The sequence below is a fragment of the Streptomyces sp. NPDC028419 genome, from assembly GCF_055565515.1.
Genome location: NZ_JBVHUE010000060.1, coordinates 11,113 through 32,446, shown reverse-complemented (window position 1 = coordinate 32,446; position 21,334 = coordinate 11,113). Strand labels below are relative to the sequence as shown.

The window sequence follows — 21,334 nt, the reverse complement described above, 5'->3', positions numbered from 1 at the left end:
AACGACCCGGGACAAAGCCAGAAGAAAAGAAAAGCGCCCCCCCCCCCAAAAAAAAAAAAAAAAAACCCCCCCCCCCCCCCCTCCCTCCCCCCCCCCCCCCCCCCCCCCCCCCCCCCCACCCCACACACCCCCCCCCCCCCCCCCCCCCCCCCCCCGGGGGCCCTTCGCGTGGGCGCGGCACGGGTAGGGTCGGCCGCAACGAGCGCTCTGCGGAACGGCCGTTGCGCAGAGTGCAACGCACTGTGCCGTCGTGCCCGTCGCGGCGGCCGTCGTGGAGGGCCGACGCATGGACCTGATCCCCGCACCCCTGGACGCCGATTTCGCCGCGGGCGGGGCCCGCTACGGATTCGGGCCCGAGCCCGACCTCGCCGCCGGACCCGGTACGCGGGCCACCGCGCGCTGGCTGCGGGGGACGCTGGGGGCCGCCACCGGGTGGAGCCTGGCGCCCGCCGACACCGGCGAGCGGGCCGACGTACGGCTCCTGGTCGACGAGGAGCTCGGGCACGAGCTGGGCGCCGAGGGCTACGAGCTGACGGTGGCCGCCGACGGCGTGCTGATCCGCGGCGGCGGACCCGCCGGGGTGTTCTGGGGCGCGCAGACGCTGCGTCAGCTGCTCGGACCGCACGCCTTCCGCCGGGCGCCGCTGCCCGGCGCGTCCTGGAGCCTGCCGTACGGCACGGTCCGCGACGCGCCCCGCTTCGGCTGGCGCGGGCTGCTGCTCGACGTCTCGCGGCACTTCCTGCCCAAGGACGGCGTCCTGCGGTACATAGACCTGCTGACCGCGCACAAGCTCAACGTCCTGCACCTGCACCTGACGGACGACCAGGGCTGGCGGATCGAGATCAAGCGCCACCCCCGGCTCACCGAGGTCGGCGCCTGGCGCCCGCGCTCGCGCTGGGGCCACCGGGACTCGCCGCTGTGGAACGAGACCCCGCACGGCGGCTTCTACACCCAGGACGACATCCGCGAGATCGTCGCCTACGCGGCCGAACGCCAGGTGCGGGTGGTGCCCGAGATCGACCTGCCGGGGCACGCGCAGGCCGCCATCGCCGCCTACCCGGAGCTGGGCAACACCGACGTCGTCGACACGGCGGCGCTCGGCGTGTGGGACGACTGGGGCATCAACGAGAACGTGCTCGCGCCCACCGAGGCCGTGCTGCGCTTCTACGAGGGCGTCTTCGAGGAGGTGCTGGAGCTCTTCCCGGTGGAGGTCTCGCCCTTCGTGCACGTGGGCGGCGACGAGTGCCCCAAGACCCAGTGGGCGGCCTCCGGGGCGGCCCGGGCGCGGATCCAGGAGCTCGGGGTCAAGGACGAGGACGGCCTCCAGTCCTGGTTCATCCGGCACTTCGACGGCTGGCTCGCCGCCCGCGGCCGGCGGCTGGTCGGCTGGGACGAGATCCTGGAGGGCGGCCTGGCGGAGGGGGCCACCGTCTCCTCCTGGCGCGGCTACGCGGGCGGGATCGCGGCCGCCGAGGCCGGGCACGACGTGGTGATGTGCCCGGAGCAGCAGGTGTACCTGGACCACCGTCAGGCCCCGGGCCCGGACGAGCCGATGCCGATCGGCTACGTCCGCACGCTGGAGGACGTCTACCGCTTCGAGCCGGTGCCCCCGCAGCTCTCGGAGCGGGCCGCCGCCCACGTGTTGGGCGCCCAGGCCAACGTCTGGACCGAGGTGATGGAGCACCAGGGCCGGGTGGACTACCAGGTGTTCCCGCGGCTGGCCGCCTTCGCCGAGGCCGTGTGGTCGCGGCTGCCCGAACCGGCCGCGCGGGACTACGCGGACTTCGAGGTGCGCATGGGCGGGCACTACCCGCGCCTGGACGCCCTCGGGGTCGACTACCGCCCCCCGGGCGGCCCGTTGCCGTGGCAGCGCCGCCCCGGCGTGCTCGGGCGACCGAAGGAGGGCGCCCCGCCGCGCGTGTGACGAGCGGGTGTGCGACGGGTGATGCAGTGGGGGAGATTCGCGGAACTCTTCCCCGAATCCGCCGCATAGAGGGGAGAAACGGGCGATCCGGTCGTACCTGGTGCCCGAGTACGGCCGGACCCGGCCGGGACCGGGCCGCCGCGGTCGGCGGAGCGGGTCCGGCGGGGGCACCCGGCCGACCCTCGCGCCGGGCGCCTTCGAAGATGTGCCAGAGTTGCCACGTCCCGGTCGTGAGCACGTACCGTACGGCGGAACAGGCGTGAGCGCCGGGACATCGGGAAGGGGCAGCTGGGTTGACCACGCACGCACCGCACGCACTGCACGCACCGGATTCACCTCAGGGGCCGCAGCCGACGCAGTCCGTGACGCTGCCGGCCTCGCTCGACGAGGCCGTGGCGGCGCTCGCCGCCATGCCCGCGGCCGTGCCCGTGGCCGGCGGCACCGACCTCATGGCCGCCGTCAACGCCGGGCTGCTGCGCCCGGCCGCGCTGGTGGGCCTCGGCCGGATCAACGAGATCCGCGGCTGGCAGTACCAGGACGGCCACGCGCTCCTCGGCGCCGGACTCACCCACGCGCGGATGGGCCGCCCCGACTTCGCCGCGCTGATCCCCGCGCTGGCGGCCGCCGCCCGCGCGGCCGGGCCGCCGCAGATCCGCAACGCGGGCACGCTCGGCGGCAACATCGCCACGGCCGCCCCGACCGGCGACGCGCTGCCGGTGCTGGCGGCGCTGGAGGCGGTCCTCGTCATCGTGGGCCCCGGCGGCTCGCGCCGCGAGATCCCGATCTCGCACCTGTTGGCCGGGCGGGAGATGTTGCGACCCGGTGAACTCATCGGCTTCGTCCGGGTGCCCCTGCTGCACGCCCCGCAGGTGTTCCTGAAGGCCACGGGCCGCACCGGCCCGGGGCGCGCGGTGGCGTCCGTCGGGCTCGTGCTCGACCCCGCGCGCCGGGGCGTGCGCATCGCGGTGGGCGCGGTCGCGCCGATGCCGCTGCGCCCGCTGGAGGCCGAGCAGTGGGTCGCCTCGCTGATCGACTGGGACGGGGAGCGCACCCTGGCCCCGGACGCGCTGGAAGCCTTCGGCGAGTACGTCGCGGCCGCCTGCGTGCCGGACCAGGGCGAAGCGGTGGCACCGGCGGTCCTGCACCTGAGGCGCACGGTGGCGGTACTGGCACGGAGGGCCCTGGGGAGGGCGCTGACCTCATGAGTGGGAACGAGAACGTGGGCGACGGCGTGAGCGACGGTACGGGCAATGGCGGCGCGGGCACCGCGTGGGGCTGGGAGCCGGTGCCGCACGGGGGCGAATACGACTCGGACGCCACGGCGTTCGTGAAGCTGCCCCCGGACATGCTGGGCGCGACCGGGACCGGCGAGCCCCTGGCCGCACCGGGACACGGTTTCGTGCCCCCGCCGATGATCGTGCCGCTGGGCTCGGCCGGCACCGACCCGGCCGCGACCGGCACCTGGACGATGCCGGTGCGCTGGCCCGAGGCCGCCGGTTCGGCTCCGGCGCAGCCGGCCGCCCGCGCGCAGGCCGCGCCCGCGCCGGTGCTGGGCCCGATCCCGGCGGTCATCCCGATGCCCGCGTCCGCGATGGCCGGCCTCCACAACGACACCGGCGACGCCGCCGACGGCGACCCGGCGCGCGGCGGCGAGGACCGCGGCGCGGCCGCCCCCGACACGGGGTACGAGGGCGCGGGGTACGAGCACGCGTACGGGCACGCGCACGGCCAGGACCACGGGCACGACTCCTCGTCGACCGCCGAGTGGCACTTCCCGGAAGCCGTGCAGGGCGCCGACGATCCGTACGCCGACGGCCCGTACGCCGGCGACCCGTACGCGGGCGACCCGTACGCGGGCGCCGCGGGCGACGGACAGGGCGCGCAGACCGGTCAGTGGGCGATCCCGGTCGTCGAGGGGGAACTTCCCGAGGAGTCCGGCGAGTTCCGCCGCGGCCCCATGGAGGCCGACTGGAGCCAGGCCCCGGCCACCCTGCCGGGTGGCGCCGCCGCTCCCTGGGCCGCCCAGCCCGGCCACGGCGTCTACGGCGCCGAGCCGGCGGCGGTCCCCGTCGACGACACCGCGGCCCCCGCCGCCGGACCGGGCACCGAGCGGGAGGCCGACGCGCACGCGGTGCCCGCTCCCGCCGGTTTCGACGCCTTCGGCACCCTCGACACCGAGCAGACCATGAGCGCGGGCGTGCTCCCCGCCGCCGGACCCGGCGCTGCCTCCGGCACCGGGCGCCGGGTGCTGGGCGGCCCCGGCGTGGGCACGACGCCGCGCGGGCCGCGCGTCCTCGGCGGCCCCGGCGTGGGCACACCGCTCCCGGAGCACCCGCACCACCTCGACCACCCCGGGCAGCCGGACCACCTGGCGCACGCGGACCACCTGGCGCACGAGGGGGAGCCGGCGCACCCGGCGACCCCCGACATCGACGCCGCCCACGGCGCCGCCGCGGCGCCGCTGACCACGGAGCGCCCGCACCCGGCCGCCGACCAGGCGCCGGACCACGCGGGCTTCGACCACGGCGCGGGAGCCGACCACGGCGCGGGCCACGGCTCCGCCGGAGCCGGCGGTGCGTCGGGCGGGGGCGAGGGGGAGCACCGGGAAACCGGGGCGGACCCCGGGGCGGGGGATCCCGCGGAGGTCCCGGACGCGCGGGCGACGTACGACGAAGGGGTCGCGGGGCCGGCGCCGCAGGCGCTTGAGGCACCGGGCGCGGAGGTGGTCGCCGAGCCGGTCGGGGAGTTGCTGCCCGAGCCGGTCGGGGTCGGCGGGCCGGTGCACGAGGAGCACCCCCTCGCCTCCTACGTGCTGCGCGTCAACGGCGCCGACCGGCCCGTCACCGGCGCCTGGATCGGCGAGTCCCTGCTTTACGTGCTGCGCGAACGGCTCGGCCTCGCCGGGGCCAAGGACGGCTGCTCGCAGGGCGAGTGCGGCGCCTGCGCCGTGCAGGTCGACGGCCGGTTGGTCGCCTCCTGCCTGGTGCCCGCCGCGACCGCCGCGAGCAGTGAGGTCCGTACGGTCGAGGGCCTGGCCACCGACGGCGAACTCTCCGACGTGCAGCAGGCGCTGTGCCGGTCGGGCGCCGTCCAGTGCGGCTTCTGCATCCCCGGTATGGCCATGACCATCCACGACCTGCTGGAGGGCAACCACGCCCCCAGCGAGCTGGAGACCCGTCAGGCCCTGTGCGGCAACCTCTGCCGGTGCTCCGGCTACCGGGGCGTCATCGACGCCGTCGGCGAGGTCGTCGCCGAGCGCGAGGCGGCCGCCGAGGCCACCGCGTCGGCCCTGGCCGGGGGCGCGGCGGGCGGTACGGCGGAGGGCGCGGAGGCGCGCATTCCGCACCAGGCCGCGCCCGGCGAGGGCGGCATCCACCCCGACCACCAGCACGGAGGCATGGCGTGAGCGGGCACGACGCGGCGACGGCGACGGGACCGGCCGTGGGAGCGGGAGCCACGGGCGCGGGAACGGGACCCGCCACCGGATCGTTCTCCATCACGGCGATGGCCGCGGCCGCGGAGCCCGAGGTGTTGCGCGGGATCGGCGCGTCCCTCCCCGCCGCCGACGCCCGCGCCAAGTCCGAGGGCACCTTCCCCTACGCGGCCGACCTGTGGGCCGAGGGCCTGCTCTGGGCCGCCGTCCTGCGCTCCCCGCACGCCCACGCCCGGATCCGCTCCATCGACACCTCGGCCGCCGCCGAGATGCCGGGCGTGCGGGCCGTGGTCACCCACGCGGACGTCCCCGGCGCCACCACCCACGGCCGGCGCATCGCCGACCGCCCGGTCTTCGCCCACGACCTCGTCCGCCACCACGGCGAGGCCATCGCCGCCGTGGCCGCCGACCACCCGGACACGGCCCGGCTGGCCGCCGCCGCGATCGCGGTCGAGTACGAGCTGCTGGACGCCGTCACCGACCCCGAGCACTCCTTCGGCGCCCCGCCGCTGCACCCCGACGGCAACCTGATCCGGCACATCCCGCTGCGCTACGGCGACCCGGAGGCGGTCGGCGAGGTCGTCGTCGAGGGCCTGTACCGGATCGGCCGCCAGGACCCCGCCCCCATCGGCGCCGAGGCCGGCCTCGCCGTGCCGCGCCCCGACGGCGGCGTCGAGATCTACACCGCCTCCACCGACCCGCACACCGACCGCGACCTCGCGGCCGCCTGCTTCGGCCTCGAACCGGACCGGGTCAAGATCGTCGTCACCGGCGTCCCGGGCGCGACCGCCGACCGCGAGGACCCCGCCTTCCAGCTCCCGCTGGGCCTGCTGGCGCTGCGCACCGGCTACCCGGTCAAGCTGGCCGCCACCCGCGAGGAGTCCTTCCTCGGGCACGCCCACCGCCACCCGACCCTGCTGCGCTACCGCCACCACGCGGACGCGGAGGGCCGCCTGGTCAAGGTGGAGGCGCAGATCCTGATGGACGCGGGGGCCTACGCCGACTCCTCGTCGGAGTCGCTGGCCGCGGCCGTCGCCTTCGCGTGCGGCCCGTACGTCGTCCCGCACGCCTTCGTCGAGGGCTGGGCCGTGCGCACCAACAACCCGCCGTCGGGCCACGTGCGCGGCGAGGGCGCGATGCAGGTGTGCGCGGCGTACGAGGGCCAGATGGACAAGCTGGCCGCCGCCCTCGGCATCGACGGCGCCGAGCTGCGGATGCGCAACGTCCTGGCGACCGGTGACCTGCTGCCGACGGGCCAGACCGTCACCTGCCCGGCGCCGGTGGCCGAACTGCTGCGCGCGGTGCGCGACTTCGAGCTGCCCGCGCTGCCGAAGGACGCGCCGGAGGAGGAGTGGCTGCTGCCCGGCGGCCCGGAGGGCGCGGGCGAGCCGGGCGCGGTGCGGCGCGGGGTCGGCTACGGCGTGGGCATGGTCCACATGCTCGGCGCGGAGGGCACCGACGAGGTGTCCACGGCCACCGTGAAGGTGCAGGGCGGCGTCGCGACGGTGATCTGCGCGGCCGTCGACACCGGCCAGGGCTTCGCCACCCTCGCCCGCCAGATCGTCCAGGAAGTGCTGGGCGTGGACGACGTGGTGACGGCTCCGGTGGACACCGACCAGCCGCCCGCCGGGGCGTCGGCGCACGGTCGGCACACGTGGGTGTCGGGCGGGGCGGTGGAGCGGGCGGCCAAGATGGTCCGCACGCAGCTGCTCCAGCCGATGGCGCACAAGCTCGGCATGTCCACGGAGCTGCTCCAGATCGCCGATGGCCGGATCACGTCGTACGACGGCGCGTTCTCCACCACCGTCGCGGAGGCCATAGAGGGCAAGGAGCTCTGGGCGACGGCCCAGTGCCGCCCGCACCCGACCGAGCCGCTGGACGCGGACGGGCAGGGCGACGCGTTCGTGGGGCTCGCGTTCTGCGCGATCCGTGCGGTGGTCGACGTGGACATCGAGCTGGGCTCGGTGCGGGTCGTCGAGCTGGCCGTGGCCCAGGACGTCGGCCGCGTGCTCAACCCCCGCCAGCTGGAGGCCCGCATCGAAGCGGGCGTCACGCAGGGCGTGGGCGCGGCCCTGACCGAAAACCTGCGCTCGGCCGCGGGCCTGATCCGCCACCCCGACCTGACGGGCTACGCGCTGCCGACGGCGCTGGACGCGCCGACCGTGCGGATCGTGAAGCTGGTCGAAGACCGGGACGTGGTCGCGCCGTTCGGCGCGAAGGCGGCGAGCGCGGTCCCTGTGGTGACGGCGCCCGCGGCGGTAGCCTCGGCAGTGCGCGCGGCGACGGGCCGCCCGGTCAACAGGCTCCCGATCCGGCCATCGGCGGCGGTGGCGGTGCCCAACTCGTGACCGTGTGACCCGCATTGCACCTGCAACCCCGGACTTGGGCGTGTCGGTGCCGGTCGCTAGAGTGATCTGTACGTCTGCGTACGCGGCGCGGTGGTGACACCGGGCTGACGGAGAGTCACGGGACAGCGCGTGACTACGGGGACAACGGGGACAACGGGGATTCGGGGAGGCCATCGTGGCAGAGGACGTGGACAAGAATGTGATCGCGGCGATCCCATTCGTCGGACCGGCGATGGTCGCGGCGAACCAGGTGATGATCGCCGCCCAGGCGCCGGCGCTGTTCGTCGAACACGAGTCGATGGTCAAGTACAAGCAGCGCGTGGACGCGCTGCTGACGCAGCTCAAGGGCTCGCAGGCCGACCACGGCAAGATCGCCGAAGGCACGCTGGGCAAGACCGACCTGGGCCACGGCTTCCCCGAGGCGGACGGCCTCTTCACGGCGTACAACAAGGTCCGCAGCGAGCTGGAGACCCTCTCGAAGGCGCTGGGCGTCCAGATCGAGGCGCTGGGCATCGCGGTGGCGTCGTCGCGGGACGGTTACGCGCACGTCGACGAAGACGTCAAGCAGCGGATGCGCAAGCTGAACACCGACGCCCAAGGCTGGTACGACCCGAAGCTGGACACGCAGAAGGCGGAGGCCGGGAAGGCCCCCCGCGCGGCGCAGGGCCACCCGAGCGACGGCAATGGGAGCACTTCGGGAGGTGGACTGTAATGGCGACGAATTTCGAGGGCCACTCGCACCAGGAACTCCTGGCGATGCTGGCACCGGTCAACGCGGACACGGTGAAGGCGCGCGGTGAACTGCTGCAGACGGCCGCGGAAACGATCACGAAGATCGGTAACGACCTCAAGAACTACCGGGTCGAAGGCTGGGAGGGCGAAGGCGCCAGGGCCTTCGAGGAGTGGGTCAACACCGCGGGAAACTCGACGCTGAAGCTGGGGGAGTACAGCAAGACCGGCGGCACGTGGATGATCCATGCGGCGCAGACGATCGTCGAGGTCAAGGCGAACATGCCGAAGTACGACACGGCGGCGGCGGACAACCTCCAGGCGTCGAAGGACTTCCACAACGACCCGGACTCGCGGGAGATGGGCCAGACGGCCTTCTCGAAGCTCAACGGCGACCACCACGAGGCCGTCCAACAGATGACGAAGCTGGCGCAGTCGTACGAGTCGTCGACGACGCAGATGAACGCGGCGGTACCGCCTACGTTTCCGCCTCCGCCGAGTAGGTTCGTGCCGGCGGGCAGCTTGCACGGCGGCACCATGATCGACCGCCCCGGTGCTACAGGTGGTGCGCGTCAGGGACTCGGTGACACGACTGTCAGCCCGGCTTCGCGTGACACTCGATCGTCTGACACCGCGTCCCACACTCCGTCGCAGCAGGTGTCACACGACAGTGGGCAGCCTGCGACGACGGGTCCTGGTACGGGCCAGACACATGTACCGAGCATCCCCGATCGAGATGTGAACGTCGACCTGAACACGGTCGGGACGCTTCCGGACAAGGCTGTCACGCAGGTCCCTGGGACGCCTACCGGCATTGGTCCGGGTGGTCCCGGCGGTGTCGGCCCGACTGGCGGCGTCCCGCCCCTGATGCTTCCTCCGGTCGGCGGGATGACCACGCCCGGTGGCGGCATCGGCGGGGGGCGTTCGCCGATCGGCGGCGTCGGCCCCGGTGGCGGCTTCCCGAACACCTCCGCTCCCGGCGGCAAGGTCGGCGGTGTCGCAGGCATCCCGCCGCGTGATGCGGGCATCACGGGTGGCCGTCCGGTCTCCTCCAGCGGACCGAAGTCCTCGATCCCGCGCGGCACGGTCATCGGCAGCGAAGGCGGCATGGCTGGCCGAGGCATGGCCGGCGGTATGGGCGGTGGCGGTGGCGTGGGAGGCGGCGCTGGTGGCGCAGGCAGTTCGGCCACGGGCCGTCGGCTAGCCAGTGAGCCCGGTGGTGTGGTCGGTGGCCGTCAGCCGGGTGCGGGTGGCCGTTCGACCACCGGCGGGAAGCCGTTCACGCAGGGCGGCTCGGGTCTCGTGCGCAACCAGGGCGGTGGCGCGGCTGGTGGCGCCATAGGCCACGGTGGTGCGGGCTCGCGTACCGGTGGCAAGCAGCGGAATGACCAGTCGGGCGAACGCCCGGACTACCTGGCCGAGGACGAAGAGACCTGGCAGGGCAACCGTCGTGTTGTCCCGCCGGTGATCGACTGAGCGAACGGGACACTGCACGAGATGCGCATGCGGAAAGCTACGTCGGTCCTGATGGGCCTGCTGTTGGCCGGAGTCGCCGCGACTCCGGCGCACGCGGAGACCATCAGGTCCATGCAGTGGCATCTCGATTCCATGAAGGCCGACGAGATGTGGAAGAGCAGCACAGGTAAAGGAGTGACGGTCGCCGTGATCGACACCGGGGTCGCTGATGTGCCCGAGTTGGCCGGGCAGGTGCTGCCTGGCAAGAACTTCGCCGAAGCCTCAGGTGATGAGCGCACCGACTACGAAAATCACGGCACGGGCATAGCGGCCATGATCGCGGGCACCGGCAAGGGTCCCGCGAACGACGGTTCTTTCGGGCTTGCTCCGGGCACCAAGATTCTCCCGCTTCGAGTGTCGGAGGGGGGAGGCCGCGACAGTGCAATGGAGTCCTTCAGCAAGGCCATCCGGTTCGCTGCTGACTCTGATGCCAAGATCATGAACATCTCCATGGGAGGTGTGGGTGGGTCCCCCGAGTTGACCGAGTCAGTGAAGTACGCCTTGGGTAGAGGAAAACTGATCTTCGCAGCAGTCGGAAATGGTGGCGCCGAGTCGAATGAGGTTCTGTATCCGGCGGCAACGCCGGGTGTCGTGGGTGTGTCCGCGATCGACCAGAACGCTGACGCCACGAAGGAGTCACAGCATGGCTTGCAGGTCGACATCTCGGCTCCTGGTGTAGACATCGTCTCCGCCTGTACCGACAAGACCGGCCTCTGCAAGACGCACGGCACCAGTGACGCCACCGCCCTAGCCTCCGCCTCCGCCGCCCTCATCTGGTCCGCTCATCCCGACTGGACCAACAATCAGGTGCTGCGGGTCCTGCTCAACACCTCCGGGAAGCCCCGTGACGGCGTCGAGCGCAATGACTACATCGGGTACGGCGTCGTGCGCCCCCGCGTCGCGCTCGCCACCCCCGGCGACCCCGGGCCGGCCGACGTGTACCCGCTGCCCGATCTGGCCGCCGCCGAGGCGAAGGGCAAGGCGTCTTCCGGTAGTCCCGCGCCTTCCGGCGGGGCCAAGACGCCGGAGAAGGCGACGCGGGTGTCCGAGGCCGCCGAGGAGGCGGGTGGGCTCGGTACCGGGGCGTGGATCGCCATCGGGCTCGGCGCGTGCCTGCTGATAGGCGGCGCCGTCACCGCTGTCGTCGTCAGGCGTACCAACCGACCGTAGGAGTTCCGACCCGGATGTCCTTCGAACAAGAGTGGTCCTCCGCACGCGCCGCCGTGCGCCTCAACCACGTCCCCGCCGAGCCCGGACCAGGTGGCCCCGGCGGGTCGGCGGATCTGAGCATCGCCAATGACGATCTCGGCGCGGTCGGCAGCGACGCGCACGCCCTGCACGAACGGCTCTCGCGCGACGGCGACCACGCCCGGGTGGCGACCTTCGACGCGTCCATCGCGCTCACCAACCGGAACTTCACCAGCGGCGCGGCCCTGCTCAAGGTGCACGACCGCTGGAGCTCCCAACTGAAGGTGCTCGTCGCGGCCTGCGCGAACATCTCCAACCACCTCGACTACACCGTGGCCTCCCACGCCAAGGAAGAGGCGGACCTCGTGGCCACGCTCTCCGCCTCGAAGGTCAGCGAACTCCTCAAGTAGGCCCGCAGGAAGGCGACGTAGGCACGTGCTGACGTTCGAGAACGTGATGAACGCCCCGCTGGAGCAGCTCCAGACCGCCGTCCAGGACTGGGGCGCCATGGCGACGAAGCTGGCGGAGCTGGCCGAGACGGCCCGTACCGGCATGAAGGCCAAGGCGGACAAGGCGGACTGGAAGGGCGTCAACGCCGATGTGACGAAACCCTTCGTGGCCAAGACGGCGAAGGAGTTCGACGACGCGGCCAAGGAGGCGCAGGGCGTCCACCTCGCGCTGTCGGACGGGCACGCCACCTTCAAGGCGGCCCGGGACCAGCTGAAGAAGATCGTGGACGTGGACGCGCCTGCGGCGGGGTTCCAGGTCGACGCCACGGGGCGCGTCACGCTCGTACCGATCGCGGACCCCAAGGAGCGGTACGCCGCCCAGCACGATCCCGACTACCAGCAGCTGGCGCGCGAACACCGCGACGCGTGGCAGGCGCAGGTCGACCGCGCGGTCGAGGACTGCGCCGATGCCGACGACTCGCTGGGTCGGGTGCTCCTGGCCAACGTCACGGACGACCAGAACTTCACGACGCCGAAGTACACGACCCTGGACGCCGAACAGGTCGACCGGGCAGCCGAGTTGATGAAGAAGGTGGCGGGCGAGGGTACCGCCCGCAACGTCGAGGCGCTGCGCGAGCTGGAGGACCTGCTCGACGACAACCGCGGCGACCCCGAGTTCGCGACCGGTTTCTACCGCAAGGTGGGTCCCGAGGCGACGCTGCAGATGTACGCGAAGATGTCCCTGGACTCCAGCATGCTCGGCCCGGCGGGAGCGGACCGTACGGGCATGGTCGGCAACATCCAGAGCGACCTGGGCGCGATGCTGGGCCTGGCCACGCACAAGGACGTGCCGAACCACCTCGACGCCGCGTGGACGACGCAGCTCATGAAGGCCGGGCGCAAGGAGCTGGACGTCGGCCTGCTGCAGAAGGTCTACGGCTACCAGGCGCTGGGCGCGCTGCTGCGCGAGGGGACCTACGACAAGGACTTCCTAACCGCAGTCGGGCGCGACATGGTCGCGATGGACAACAAGAACCCGAAGGCGTGGGAGCAGTTCTCCTCGATGTCCCCGGACCTCGTCCTCAGTCACGGAGCCGACGGCCGCGGGTTCTACCCGTTGACGGGCCTGATGGAGGCGCTCGGCAACAACCCGGACGCGGCGACGGCCCTCTTCAACGAGCCGGTCCGCCAGGACAGCAACGGCGACGGGATCGTGACGACGGCCGACAAGGCGGTCAGCGGGCAGCACGGCCGGGCGCGGGGCATGGTCGACTACATGCTCGACAAGCAGCCGTACGCGGACGACTTCGACATGACGCGGACCGGCGAGCCCCACCCGGCCCAGGAGGCGCTGGGCTCCGCCCTGGAGGCGGCCGTCTCGGGCCGCGCGACCGGCGACGAGGACGCGAAGCCGGTGCCGCACACGCAGGGCATGGTCGACGTCATGGAACGGGTCGTCGAGAAGATCGGCGACAAGCCGGCACTGGTGGCGGCGGGTGGCGAGGAAGGCCCGTTGAGCGGCTTGTCCGGCCACTTCGGCCAGATGGCCGCCGAGTACATGCCGGACATCCAGGCCTCCGCCGAGAACGGCAGCGGGATGATCAAGGCCAATGGCGTGATGGCCGACTTCCACAAGGCCGACATGGCCGCCTTCATCGGGGCGGTGGGTCAGGACCCGGACGCGTACGGCGCGATGACCACCTCGTCGCGGGCGTTCACGTCCGTGCTGATCAACGATGTCGTCGGCCACCGGAGCGACTACGCGCACGGGGAACTCGACGCGGGGATCAAGAGCGCGGTGCACCCGGGCGGCCAGATCGCGGGCATCTTGTCCGAGGCGAGGGCGGAGGGCACCTTCGCCGCCAACGCTCACGCGACGGATGAGTACGTCAAGGGAGTCGAGGACAACGCCAAGTGGGTCAACCGGGGGATCAGCGCCGCGGGTGGCAAGTACCTGGAACTGCTGCCGGTGGCCGGAGACGTCGTGGGGTGGCTCCAAGAGGACGTGACCGAAAGCGTGGTCGAGCGGGCCAAGGCAGATGAGGCGAAGAAGCAGGTCCTGGCCGACCACAAGGTGCTGATCGACTACACGGACACGCAGACCGCAGCGAGCCTGTCGGCATCGCAATCCGTTCGCAGGGCCTTCGTCGGGAGCGACTTGAGCGAGCGGGCCATCGCCGCCCTCGCCGGTGAGGCCTCGACGGAGACGGCGAACGCCCACGCGGTCGGCCGTGGTCAGGTCGAGATCTCGAACGGCAAGCACTGATGGGTCTCGGTCGCGTGCCGTGCGCACTCGCCGTGGCGATGGCCACGGCGATCGCTCTGACCGGCTGTTCCTCGGAGGCCAAGCCGGCGGCGCGGAATCTGCCCGAACGGACCTGTTTCGGAGTCTTCGAGCGGTCCGATCTGGCGCCGCTGCTGGGAAAGGGCGAGAAGGTGACGGTGTCGGGACCGCCGGATGCCCAGCTGTCGCCGACTCATAGGGGCGGCACGTGCAACGTCGCAGTGGACGGGCCCGGCCGGTTTCTCGCCACGGTCACACGGCAGCCGCTGGGGTGGGGCTTCTTCTGGAACCGGGAGCTCATCCACCCGGCCGCGGATCCGGTGCCCCTCGGCGACGATGCGATCGTTTACAACACGGGTGCCAGGGCGGTCGTCACCTGCAAGGGCCACGATGATCAGTTCGAGCTCGAGGTGGCGGTCAGCGGTTCCGTGGAACAGATGAAGTACGGGGAAGGCCGCCCCCTCTTCATCAAGCTCATCACCAAGCTCCTCGACTCGGCCAAGCAGCAGTCCAAGTGCGGGGAATGACGCCCCGTCGCCGAGCGGGCGGGATCGAGTCTGGTTCGGTGGGCTCCGGGGAGCCAAGATGCGCGGAGCAGCGCGTTGCCCGAGCAGGGGTGTTGGGGGGCCTTCGACCGGGGGATCTGCCGTAGGTGGTGGTGGAGGGGGACGAGGCCACGCTGAACGTGTCGGGTGGCGAGGAAGGCCCGTTGAGCGGCTTGTCCGGCCACTTCGGCCAGATGGCCGCCGAGTACATGCCGGACCTTCAAGCGTCGGCCGAGAACGGCGGCAAGCAGATCCGAGTGAGCGGCGAAATGGCGGACTTCGGGCGGTCGGACGTGGCGCGGTTCCTGGGGGCGGTAGCGCAGGACCCGGACGCTTACGGTGCGGTCACGAATGCCAACCAAGCGTTCACCGCAGTCCTCGTCCATGACGTCATCGCGCACCAGGGGACGTACGGGCATCCGGACGCGGCCATTGAGGTCGCGGTCCACCCCGGAGGCCAGATCGCGGGGATGATGGCGGAGGCCAGAGCCCAGAACCTGCACGCTGAGACGGCTCACAGCAATGAGGAGTACGCCAAGGGCGTCGAGGACAACGCCAAGTGGATCAACCGCGGTATCAGCGCGGCGGGTGGCAAGTACCTGGAGCTCGTACCGATCGCCGGCGACGTCGTCGGCTGGGTGCAGGAGGATGTCACGGAGAGCTACACGAAAGACGCGGAAGAAAAGGGCGAGGCGAAGACACTCAACACGCAACGGCGGGTCTCCCAGCTCTACGCGGACTCGGAGCAGGCGGCGAGTGGCGCCGCAGAGAACGCGGTGCGCCATGCGGCCAAGGGATCGGGCCTCTCCGCCGGGGACGTCGACGTGCTTGCAGGATCGGCCTCGAAGGAGAGCAAGAACGCCCACTCCGTGGGTCGGGATCTGGTGGCAACGGCTGCCGGTACGTCCTAGGCGCTTGGCGGCCGGGCGGTGAGACTGACCGGTGTACGGCGGTATCGGCATCGATGGGAAGACAGGGCGCACACGTGACGAGGGGACGGCTGAGCCCGACGAGTACGCGGGCGAGGAAGGTGGCGGGGATCCTGGGGATACCGGTGGCCGCGGTGCTGCTCGCGGCGTGCACGTCGGACGGCTCTCCTTCGCCCGCAGGTTCGGCCTCGACGTCGGGGAAGAAGGCGAGCATGACCGTGGACATCGCGGAATCGTGTCCCGGGCTCTTCGACGCGGCGGGCGCGGAGGCTCTGAGCATCGTCTTGCAGTCCTCGTACCTGCGGCGGGACGACGAACACGCCGTGAGCGCCTCCACCATGGCCGAGCAGTTGGAGGCGGCGTATCGAGCCGGGCATGGAGGCAAAACGTCGGTCGTGGCTCCGTGCGTCGTCACCGGGCAGGTGGGCTCGGGCAGGTCGGCCGAGATCCGGATGTCCGTGATCGGCCACGGTGCGGCCCCTGGGGGCGGCGTGCCCAGCGGTGCTGAGAAGGGGGTCCGTGAGTCGCTGCGGGAAAAGGTGGGGGCTGTGGCCTTCGACTGCGTCAGCCCGGCCCTGGGGTCGACCGCCGAGGCTCCGTTGCGGATCGACGTCACCTTCGAGAACCAGTGGAGCAGGAGCGACGAGGACGGAAGGCTCGCGACGGCCTATCTCGCGATTGCGCGTTCCGCTGCGCGCGCGGTGGCGGCGGAGCTCAAGTGTGCGGGCGGTGGGGGCCTGACCGGCTGACGCGAGTGGCAGGATTTGGGGGCTGGTTCGGGTGGGGTGGGGGCGTCAAGATGGGCCGCGGGTGGTCCGGTGGGGGCCGCGGCTTGAGGGAAGGCGGCTCCTGAGGTGTGGCACCGGCGCGATCATGGCGGGCTCTTACGCATCGGGGCGCTGGTCGTCGGGTTCGTGGTGCTGAGCGGGTGTGCTGGGGGTTCGGGGCTCGTGGCGGCGGGTGGGGTCGCGTTGCCCGAGGAGGGGTGTTGGGGGGTCTTCGACCGGGGGGATCTGGCGCGGGTCGTGGGGGAGGGGGACGAGGCCACGCTGAATGTGTCGGGGGGCTTCGTGCTCGCCCGGGAGAACCAGAGCGCCACCTGTCGGGTCGAGGTGGACGGCGAGGGGCGGTTCCTGGCGGAGGCCAAGCGGCCGCCGGTGGACGACGGGACCCTGCTCGGCGCGGCCGAGCAGGATGCCGGGGCCGGGGCCGGGGGCGAGCAGGAGTCGTTGTCCTTCGGGGCGAAGGGGCGGGTCTGGGCGGGCGGGGCGGTGGTCGGGTTCACGTGCCGGCGTCAGTCCGAGGAGCCGTTCGAGGTGGAGCTGAAGATCAGCGGGCGCCCGGCCGCCGACGACCAGCGGGTGCTGGGGCGGCTGATGAGGCAGTACTTCGACGCCGCGCGCCAGCAGCTGCGCTGCGAGGGATGAGCGAAGGGCGGCGCCCCTCGCGGGATGCCGCCCTTCGTCCTTGCTGCGCACACAGCAGAAGCCGTGACCGGAATCGAACCGGCGTAACTCGCTTTGCAGGCGAGTCCCTCAACCACTCGGGCACACGGCTGTGGTGGTGAGAACGACCGTACGAGAGCCGGGGGAGGCGGGGGAAGGGGATCGGGGCGGACGCAACGCGACTGCCATACCCCGTTCACAACGGGACGTCCTAGGGCTCTGGGCGGAGGCGAATATCGGTCGTATTGACAGGGTCGAAGTCTGGAAATGCCCCTTACTCTGGGGCGATGAGCGCCCTCGAACCCCGTGCACCCGAGACCCCCCGGATATCCGACGACCTGCCGCCCGCCGCGGCAGCCGCCGCGGGCGGCGGGATCATGGGGCCGGCGCACCGGACGCTCAGCATCGGGATCATCTCGGTCATCTTCATCATCGCCTTCGAGGCCACCGCCGTCGGGACGGCCATGCCCGTCGCCGCCCGCGAGCTCGACGGGATCGGCCTCTACGCCTTCGCCTTCTCCTCCTACTTCACCACCAGCCTCTTCGGCATGGTCCTGGCCGGCCAGTGGTCCGACCGCAGCGGCCCGCTCGGGGCGCTCACCAGCGGGATCGGGGCGTTCGCCGCCGGGCTGGTGCTCTCCGGGACGGCCGCCTCGATGTGGCTGTTCGTGCTCGGCCGGGCCGTGCAGGGCTTCGGCGGCGGGTTGGTGATCGTCGCGTTGTACGTGGTCGTCGGGCGGGCCTACGACGAGCGGCTGCGCCCCGCGATCATGGCGGCCTTCGCCGCCGGCTGGGTGGTGCCGTCCATCGTCGGTCCGCTGATCTCGGGAACCGTCACCGAGCACGTCGGCTGGCGCTGGGTGTTCCTCGGGATCCCGGCCATGGTGATCGTCCCCCTGTTGGTCGCGCTGCCGGAGATCCGGCGGACCGCGGGCGGCCCCGTCGACAAGGGGGACGAGGACGCCGCGCCGCGGTCCTTCGACCGGCGCCGGATCCGGCTCGCCTTCGGGATCTCGCTGGGCGCCGGGCTGCTCCAGTACGCCGCGCAGGACCTGCGCTGGCTCTCGCTCGTGCCCGCCCTGGTGGGCTGCGCGCTGCTCGTGCCGGCCGTGCGCGGGCTGATGCCGCGCGGGACGTACCTGGCCCGGCGCGGGCTGCCGGCCGTGGTGCTGCTGCGCGGGCTGGCGGGCGGCGCGTTCATCGGCGCCGAGAGCTTCCTGCCGTTGATGCTGGTGACCCAGCGCGGGCTGAGCCCGACGCTGGCCGGGTTCTCGCTGGCCCTGGGCGGGGCCACCTGGGCGCTGGGCTCCTGGGTGCAGTCCAAGGCGCGGGTCGTGCCGTACCGGGAGCGGCTGATGGTGTCCGGGATGGTGATGGTGGCGTTCTCCATCGCCGCCGCGCCGGCCGTCCTGATCGAGGCGGTGCCCGTCTGGACGCTGGCGCTCGTCTGGGGCGTGGGCTGTCTCGGGATGGGGCTGGTGATCGGCCCGACCAGCGTGCTGCTGCTCCAGCTGTCGCCGCCGGAGGAGGCGGGCGCCAACTCGGCCGCGCTGCAGATCTCCGACGCCCTCGCCAACGTGGTGCTGCTGGCCCTGGGCGGGGCCGCCTTCGCGGCGCTGGGCGGCGGTTCCGTCGGGGCCGCGCACGCGGTGACCGAGGCCGTCGGGTCCGCCGGCTCGGCCTCCCACCCGGGGGCGTTCGTGGCGGTCTTCCTGCCGATGGCCGTGGTGGCGCTGGTGGGGGCCTGGGTCGCGACCCGGGTCACGGCGCGACCGCCGACCCGGGTCATGAAAGGCAGCTGACACCGGATGGTACCGAGCGGTACCATCGGCTCATGGCTGGTCTCAACGTCAGGTTCACCGAAGAAGAGCTGGATGCCTTGCGCGAGCGGGCCGAGGCGGAGGGCCGCAGCATGCAGTCCTTCGCGCACGAGGCGGTGATCAGGGCCGTGAACGAGCACTCCCGGCTGTTCAACGAGGCGGCCGAGCACGTCCTGAAGGTCAGCGGTGAGCTGAACCGGAGGCTTGCGTGACCCGTTACCTGACCCTGCCCGAGGTGCTGAACCTCGCGGAGCGGCTCGGGACCAGCGAGGTGCGCGACTACGGGCTGCTCGACTCCGCGCTCGCGCGCCCCCGGTCGAGCGTGTTCGGTCAGGACGCCTACCCGGACATCTGGGAGAAGGCCGCCGCGCTGATGGAGTCGCTCGCCCGTAACCACGGACTGGTGGACGGCGACAAGCGCATCGCCTGGTACGCGACCTGGGTCTTCCTCCACATGAACGGCCATCCCCTCGACGCGGGCTTCGATGTCGACGAGGCCGAGAGCTTCGTCCTGGACGTGTGCCAAGGAGCGCTGGACGTACCCAAGATCGCCGCTCAGCTGCCGAGGTTCGCACGCTGACCCGCCGGTCGACCGCGCGCGCCCGCCGGTCCGGTGTGACGCTCGCCGCACCCGCCGAGGTCACGGGCCTGTCCCTCCCGCGGCCTCGGGCGGGGGCCGGTAAGGTGGCACGGTTGTCCTACGTACGACAGCCTGCCGCCCGTATCGCCGCGCGTTTCGCCGTCCGTATCGCTGCCCGTATCGGATACGTACGTCGATGCGCCCCCGAGAGCCCGAACCGGAGACCGTGACTACTACCGCCTCCCACCACCTCTCTCCCGCCTTCCCCGGCCGTGCGCCGTGGGGTACCGCAAGCAAGCTGCGTGCCTGGCAGGAGGGTGCGCTCACCCGATACCTCGAAACCCAGCCGCGCGACTTCATGGCCGTCGCGACCCCCGGCGCGGGCAAGACCACCTTCGCGCTGACCCTGGCCTCCTGGCTGCTGCACCACCACGTCGTGCAGCAGGTGACCGTCGTCGCGCCCACCGAGCACCTGAAGAAGCAGTGGGCGGAGGCGGCCGCCCGGATAGGGATCCGCCTCGACCCCGACTACTCGGCGGGGCCGCTCAGCAAGGACTACCACGGCGTCGCCGTCACCTACGCGGGCGTCGGCGTACGGCCGATGCTGCACCGCAACCGGTGCGAGCAGCGCAAGACCCTCGTGATCCTCGACGAGATCCACCACGCCGGTGACTCGAAGTCCTGGGGCGAGGCGTGCCTGGAGGCCTTCGACCCGGCCACCCGACGGCTCGCCCTGACCGGTACGCCCTTCCGGTCCGACACGAACCCGATCCCCTTCGTCACGTACGAGGAGGGCAACGACGGGATCCGGCGCTCCAGCGCCGACTACACCTACGGCTACGGCAACGCGCTCGCCGACGGCGTCGTGCGCCCCGTGATCTTCATGTCCTACAGCGGCAACATGCGCTGGCGCACCAAGGCGGGCGACGAGATCGCCGCCCGGCTGGGCGAACCGATGACCAAGGACGCCATCTCGCAGGCCTGGCGCACCGCGCTGGACCCGCGCGGCGACTGGATGCCGAACGTGCTGCGCGCCGCCGACCAGCGCCTGACCGAGGTCAGGAAGGGCATCCCGGACGCGGGCGGGCTGGTGATCGCCGCCGACCAGGAGTCGGCGCGCGCGTACGCCAAGCTGATCCGGGAGATCACCGGGACCAAGGCGACCGTCGTCCTCTCCGACGACACGGGCGCCTCGAAGCGGATCGACACCTTCAGCGAGGACGGCAGCCGCTGGATGGTCGCGGTCCGGATGGTGTCCGAGGGCGTCGACGTACCGCGCCTGGCGGTCGGCGTGTACGCGACGACCATCTCGACCCCGCTGTTCTTCGCGCAGGCCGTCGGACGCTTCGTGCGATCGCGCAGGCGCGGCGAGACCGCGTCCGTGTTCCTTCCCACGATCCCCTACCTCCTCGGCTTCGCGAACGAGATGGAGGTCGAGCGCGACCACGTCCTCGACAAGCCGAAGAAGCAGGGGGAGGAAGACCCCTACGCCGACTCCGAGAAGGAGATGGAGGAGGCGAACCGGCAGGAGGACGAGGACACCGGCGACGAGGAGCAGATGTCCTTCGAGGCGCTGGAGTCCGACGCGGTCTTCGACCGGGTGCTCTTCGACGGCGCCGAGTTCGGGATGCAGGCGCACCCGGGCAGCGAGGAGGAGCAGGACTACCTGGGCATCCCCGGGCTGCTGGAGCCGGACCAGGTCCAGTTGCTGCTGCACAAGCGCCAGGCCCGGCAGATCGCGCACAGCCGTCGCAAGCCCGACTCCGAGGCGGACCTGCTGGAGCTGCCGGCCGACCGGCGCCCCGTCGTTTCGCACAAGGAGCTGCTGGAGCTGCGCAAGTCGCTGAACACGATGGTGGGCGCGTACGTCCATCAGAGCGGCAAGCCGCACGGGGTCGTCCACACCGAGCTGCGGCGGGTGTGCGGCGGGCCGCCGAGCGCGGAGGCGACGGCGGGGCAGCTGCGCGAGCGGATCAAGAAGGTGCAGGAGTGGGCCACCAAGATGCGGTGACCCGCGGGTGAACCGACGGGAGGGGGGGGGGGGGGGGGGGGGGGGGGGGGGGGGGGCGGGGTGGGGGGGGGGGGGGGGGGGGGGGGGTTTGTTGGTGGGGGGGGGGTTGTGGGGGGGAGGGGGGGGAGGTAGCG

17 protein-coding genes and 1 tRNA gene are annotated in these 21,334 nt (G+C 72.3%); 17 read left to right on the top strand and 1 reads right to left on the bottom strand.

Translation table 11 applies throughout. The annotated features are described in order from the left end of the window. Positions 1 to 286 precede the first annotated feature (286 nt). From ACZ4UB_RS38170 to ACZ4UB_RS38110, 13 genes are all read left to right on the top strand, one after another. Positions 287 to 1,924 carry a beta-N-acetylhexosaminidase gene (locus tag ACZ4UB_RS38170; RefSeq protein WP_468077676.1) on the top strand — a complete coding sequence of 546 codons (1,638 nt, stop codon included), beginning with the start codon at positions 287 to 289 and terminating at the stop codon, positions 1,922 to 1,924. Positions 1,925 to 2,217: 293 nt separating this feature from the next. Next, positions 2,218 to 3,129 (top strand): FAD binding domain-containing protein, encoded by a 912-nt coding sequence (locus ACZ4UB_RS38165; protein WP_385784814.1) that lies wholly within the window; start codon positions 2,218 to 2,220, stop codon positions 3,127 to 3,129. Continuing rightward, the gene (locus ACZ4UB_RS38160) at positions 3,126 to 5,330 is read left to right on the top strand and encodes a (2Fe-2S)-binding protein (RefSeq protein WP_468077671.1); all 2,205 of its coding nucleotides are present in this window, start codon (positions 3,126 to 3,128) and stop codon (positions 5,328 to 5,330) included. The genes ACZ4UB_RS38165 and ACZ4UB_RS38160 overlap by 4 nt, the downstream gene beginning before the upstream one ends. 98 nt (positions 5,331 to 5,428) lie before the next feature. Further along, the gene (locus tag ACZ4UB_RS38155; RefSeq protein ID WP_468077674.1) at positions 5,429 to 7,705 is read left to right on the top strand and encodes a xanthine dehydrogenase family protein molybdopterin-binding subunit; all 2,277 of its coding nucleotides are present in this window, start codon (positions 5,429 to 5,431) and stop codon (positions 7,703 to 7,705) included. 175 nt (positions 7,706 to 7,880) lie between these two features. Then, positions 7,881 to 8,417 carry a hypothetical protein gene (locus tag ACZ4UB_RS38150; protein WP_468077669.1) on the top strand — a complete coding sequence of 179 codons (537 nt, stop codon included), beginning with the start codon at positions 7,881 to 7,883 and terminating at the stop codon, positions 8,415 to 8,417. Further along, positions 8,417 to 9,910, top strand: a complete 1,494-nt coding sequence (locus tag ACZ4UB_RS38145; protein WP_468077667.1) for a hypothetical protein — start codon at positions 8,417 to 8,419, stop codon at positions 9,908 to 9,910. The genes ACZ4UB_RS38150 and ACZ4UB_RS38145 overlap by 1 nt, the downstream gene beginning before the upstream one ends. 111 nt (positions 9,911 to 10,021) lie before the next feature. Then, positions 10,022 to 11,119, top strand: coding sequence for a type VII secretion-associated serine protease mycosin (mycP, locus tag ACZ4UB_RS38140; RefSeq protein ID WP_468077665.1), 1,098 nt, complete (start codon positions 10,022 to 10,024; stop codon positions 11,117 to 11,119). A gap of 14 nt (positions 11,120 to 11,133) precedes the next feature. After that, positions 11,134 to 11,547, top strand: coding sequence for a hypothetical protein (locus ACZ4UB_RS38135; RefSeq protein WP_354384017.1), 414 nt, complete (start codon positions 11,134 to 11,136; stop codon positions 11,545 to 11,547). 25 nt (positions 11,548 to 11,572) lie between these two features. Further along, positions 11,573 to 13,852, top strand: a complete 2,280-nt coding sequence (locus ACZ4UB_RS38130; protein WP_468077663.1) for a DUF6571 family protein — start codon at positions 11,573 to 11,575, stop codon at positions 13,850 to 13,852. 32 nt (positions 13,853 to 13,884) lie between these two features. Next, complete coding sequence (locus ACZ4UB_RS38125) at positions 13,885 to 14,397, top strand: hypothetical protein (RefSeq protein WP_468077661.1); 513 nt, start codon at positions 13,885 to 13,887, stop codon at positions 14,395 to 14,397. A gap of 125 nt (positions 14,398 to 14,522) precedes the next feature. Continuing rightward, complete coding sequence (locus ACZ4UB_RS38120) at positions 14,523 to 15,326, top strand: hypothetical protein (protein ID WP_468077659.1); 804 nt, start codon at positions 14,523 to 14,525, stop codon at positions 15,324 to 15,326. A 230-nt stretch (positions 15,327 to 15,556) separates the two neighbouring features. Next, the gene (locus ACZ4UB_RS38115) at positions 15,557 to 16,093 is read left to right on the top strand and encodes a hypothetical protein (RefSeq protein WP_468077657.1); all 537 of its coding nucleotides are present in this window, start codon (positions 15,557 to 15,559) and stop codon (positions 16,091 to 16,093) included. A gap of 276 nt (positions 16,094 to 16,369) precedes the next feature. Then, complete coding sequence (locus tag ACZ4UB_RS38110) at positions 16,370 to 16,771, top strand: hypothetical protein (protein WP_468077655.1); 402 nt, start codon at positions 16,370 to 16,372, stop codon at positions 16,769 to 16,771. A gap of 58 nt (positions 16,772 to 16,829) precedes the next feature. On the opposite strand, the gene ACZ4UB_RS38105 is transcribed toward ACZ4UB_RS38110, so the two are convergent. After that, positions 16,830 to 16,901, bottom strand: a tRNA-Cys gene (locus ACZ4UB_RS38105). A gap of 175 nt (positions 16,902 to 17,076) precedes the next feature. Between ACZ4UB_RS38105 and ACZ4UB_RS38100 the strand changes: the two genes are divergently transcribed. From ACZ4UB_RS38100 to ACZ4UB_RS38085, 4 genes are all read left to right on the top strand, one after another. Further along, entirely contained in the window at positions 17,077 to 18,591 is a 1,515-nt protein-coding gene (locus ACZ4UB_RS38100) for an MFS transporter (protein ID WP_468077653.1), read from the top strand. A gap of 32 nt (positions 18,592 to 18,623) precedes the next feature. After that, positions 18,624 to 18,821, top strand: a complete 198-nt coding sequence (locus tag ACZ4UB_RS38095) for a plasmid mobilization protein (RefSeq protein WP_030769667.1) — start codon at positions 18,624 to 18,626, stop codon at positions 18,819 to 18,821. After that, on the top strand, positions 18,818 to 19,189 hold the full coding sequence (locus ACZ4UB_RS38090; RefSeq protein ID WP_468077651.1) for a type II toxin-antitoxin system death-on-curing family toxin: 372 nt from the start codon (positions 18,818 to 18,820) through the stop codon (positions 19,187 to 19,189). Before ACZ4UB_RS38095 ends, ACZ4UB_RS38090 begins: the two co-directional genes overlap by 4 nt. Before the next feature lie 196 nt (positions 19,190 to 19,385). Beyond that, entirely contained in the window at positions 19,386 to 21,200 is a 1,815-nt protein-coding gene (locus tag ACZ4UB_RS38085) for a DEAD/DEAH box helicase (RefSeq protein ID WP_468077649.1), read from the top strand. Positions 21,201 to 21,334: the final 134 nt, after the last annotated feature.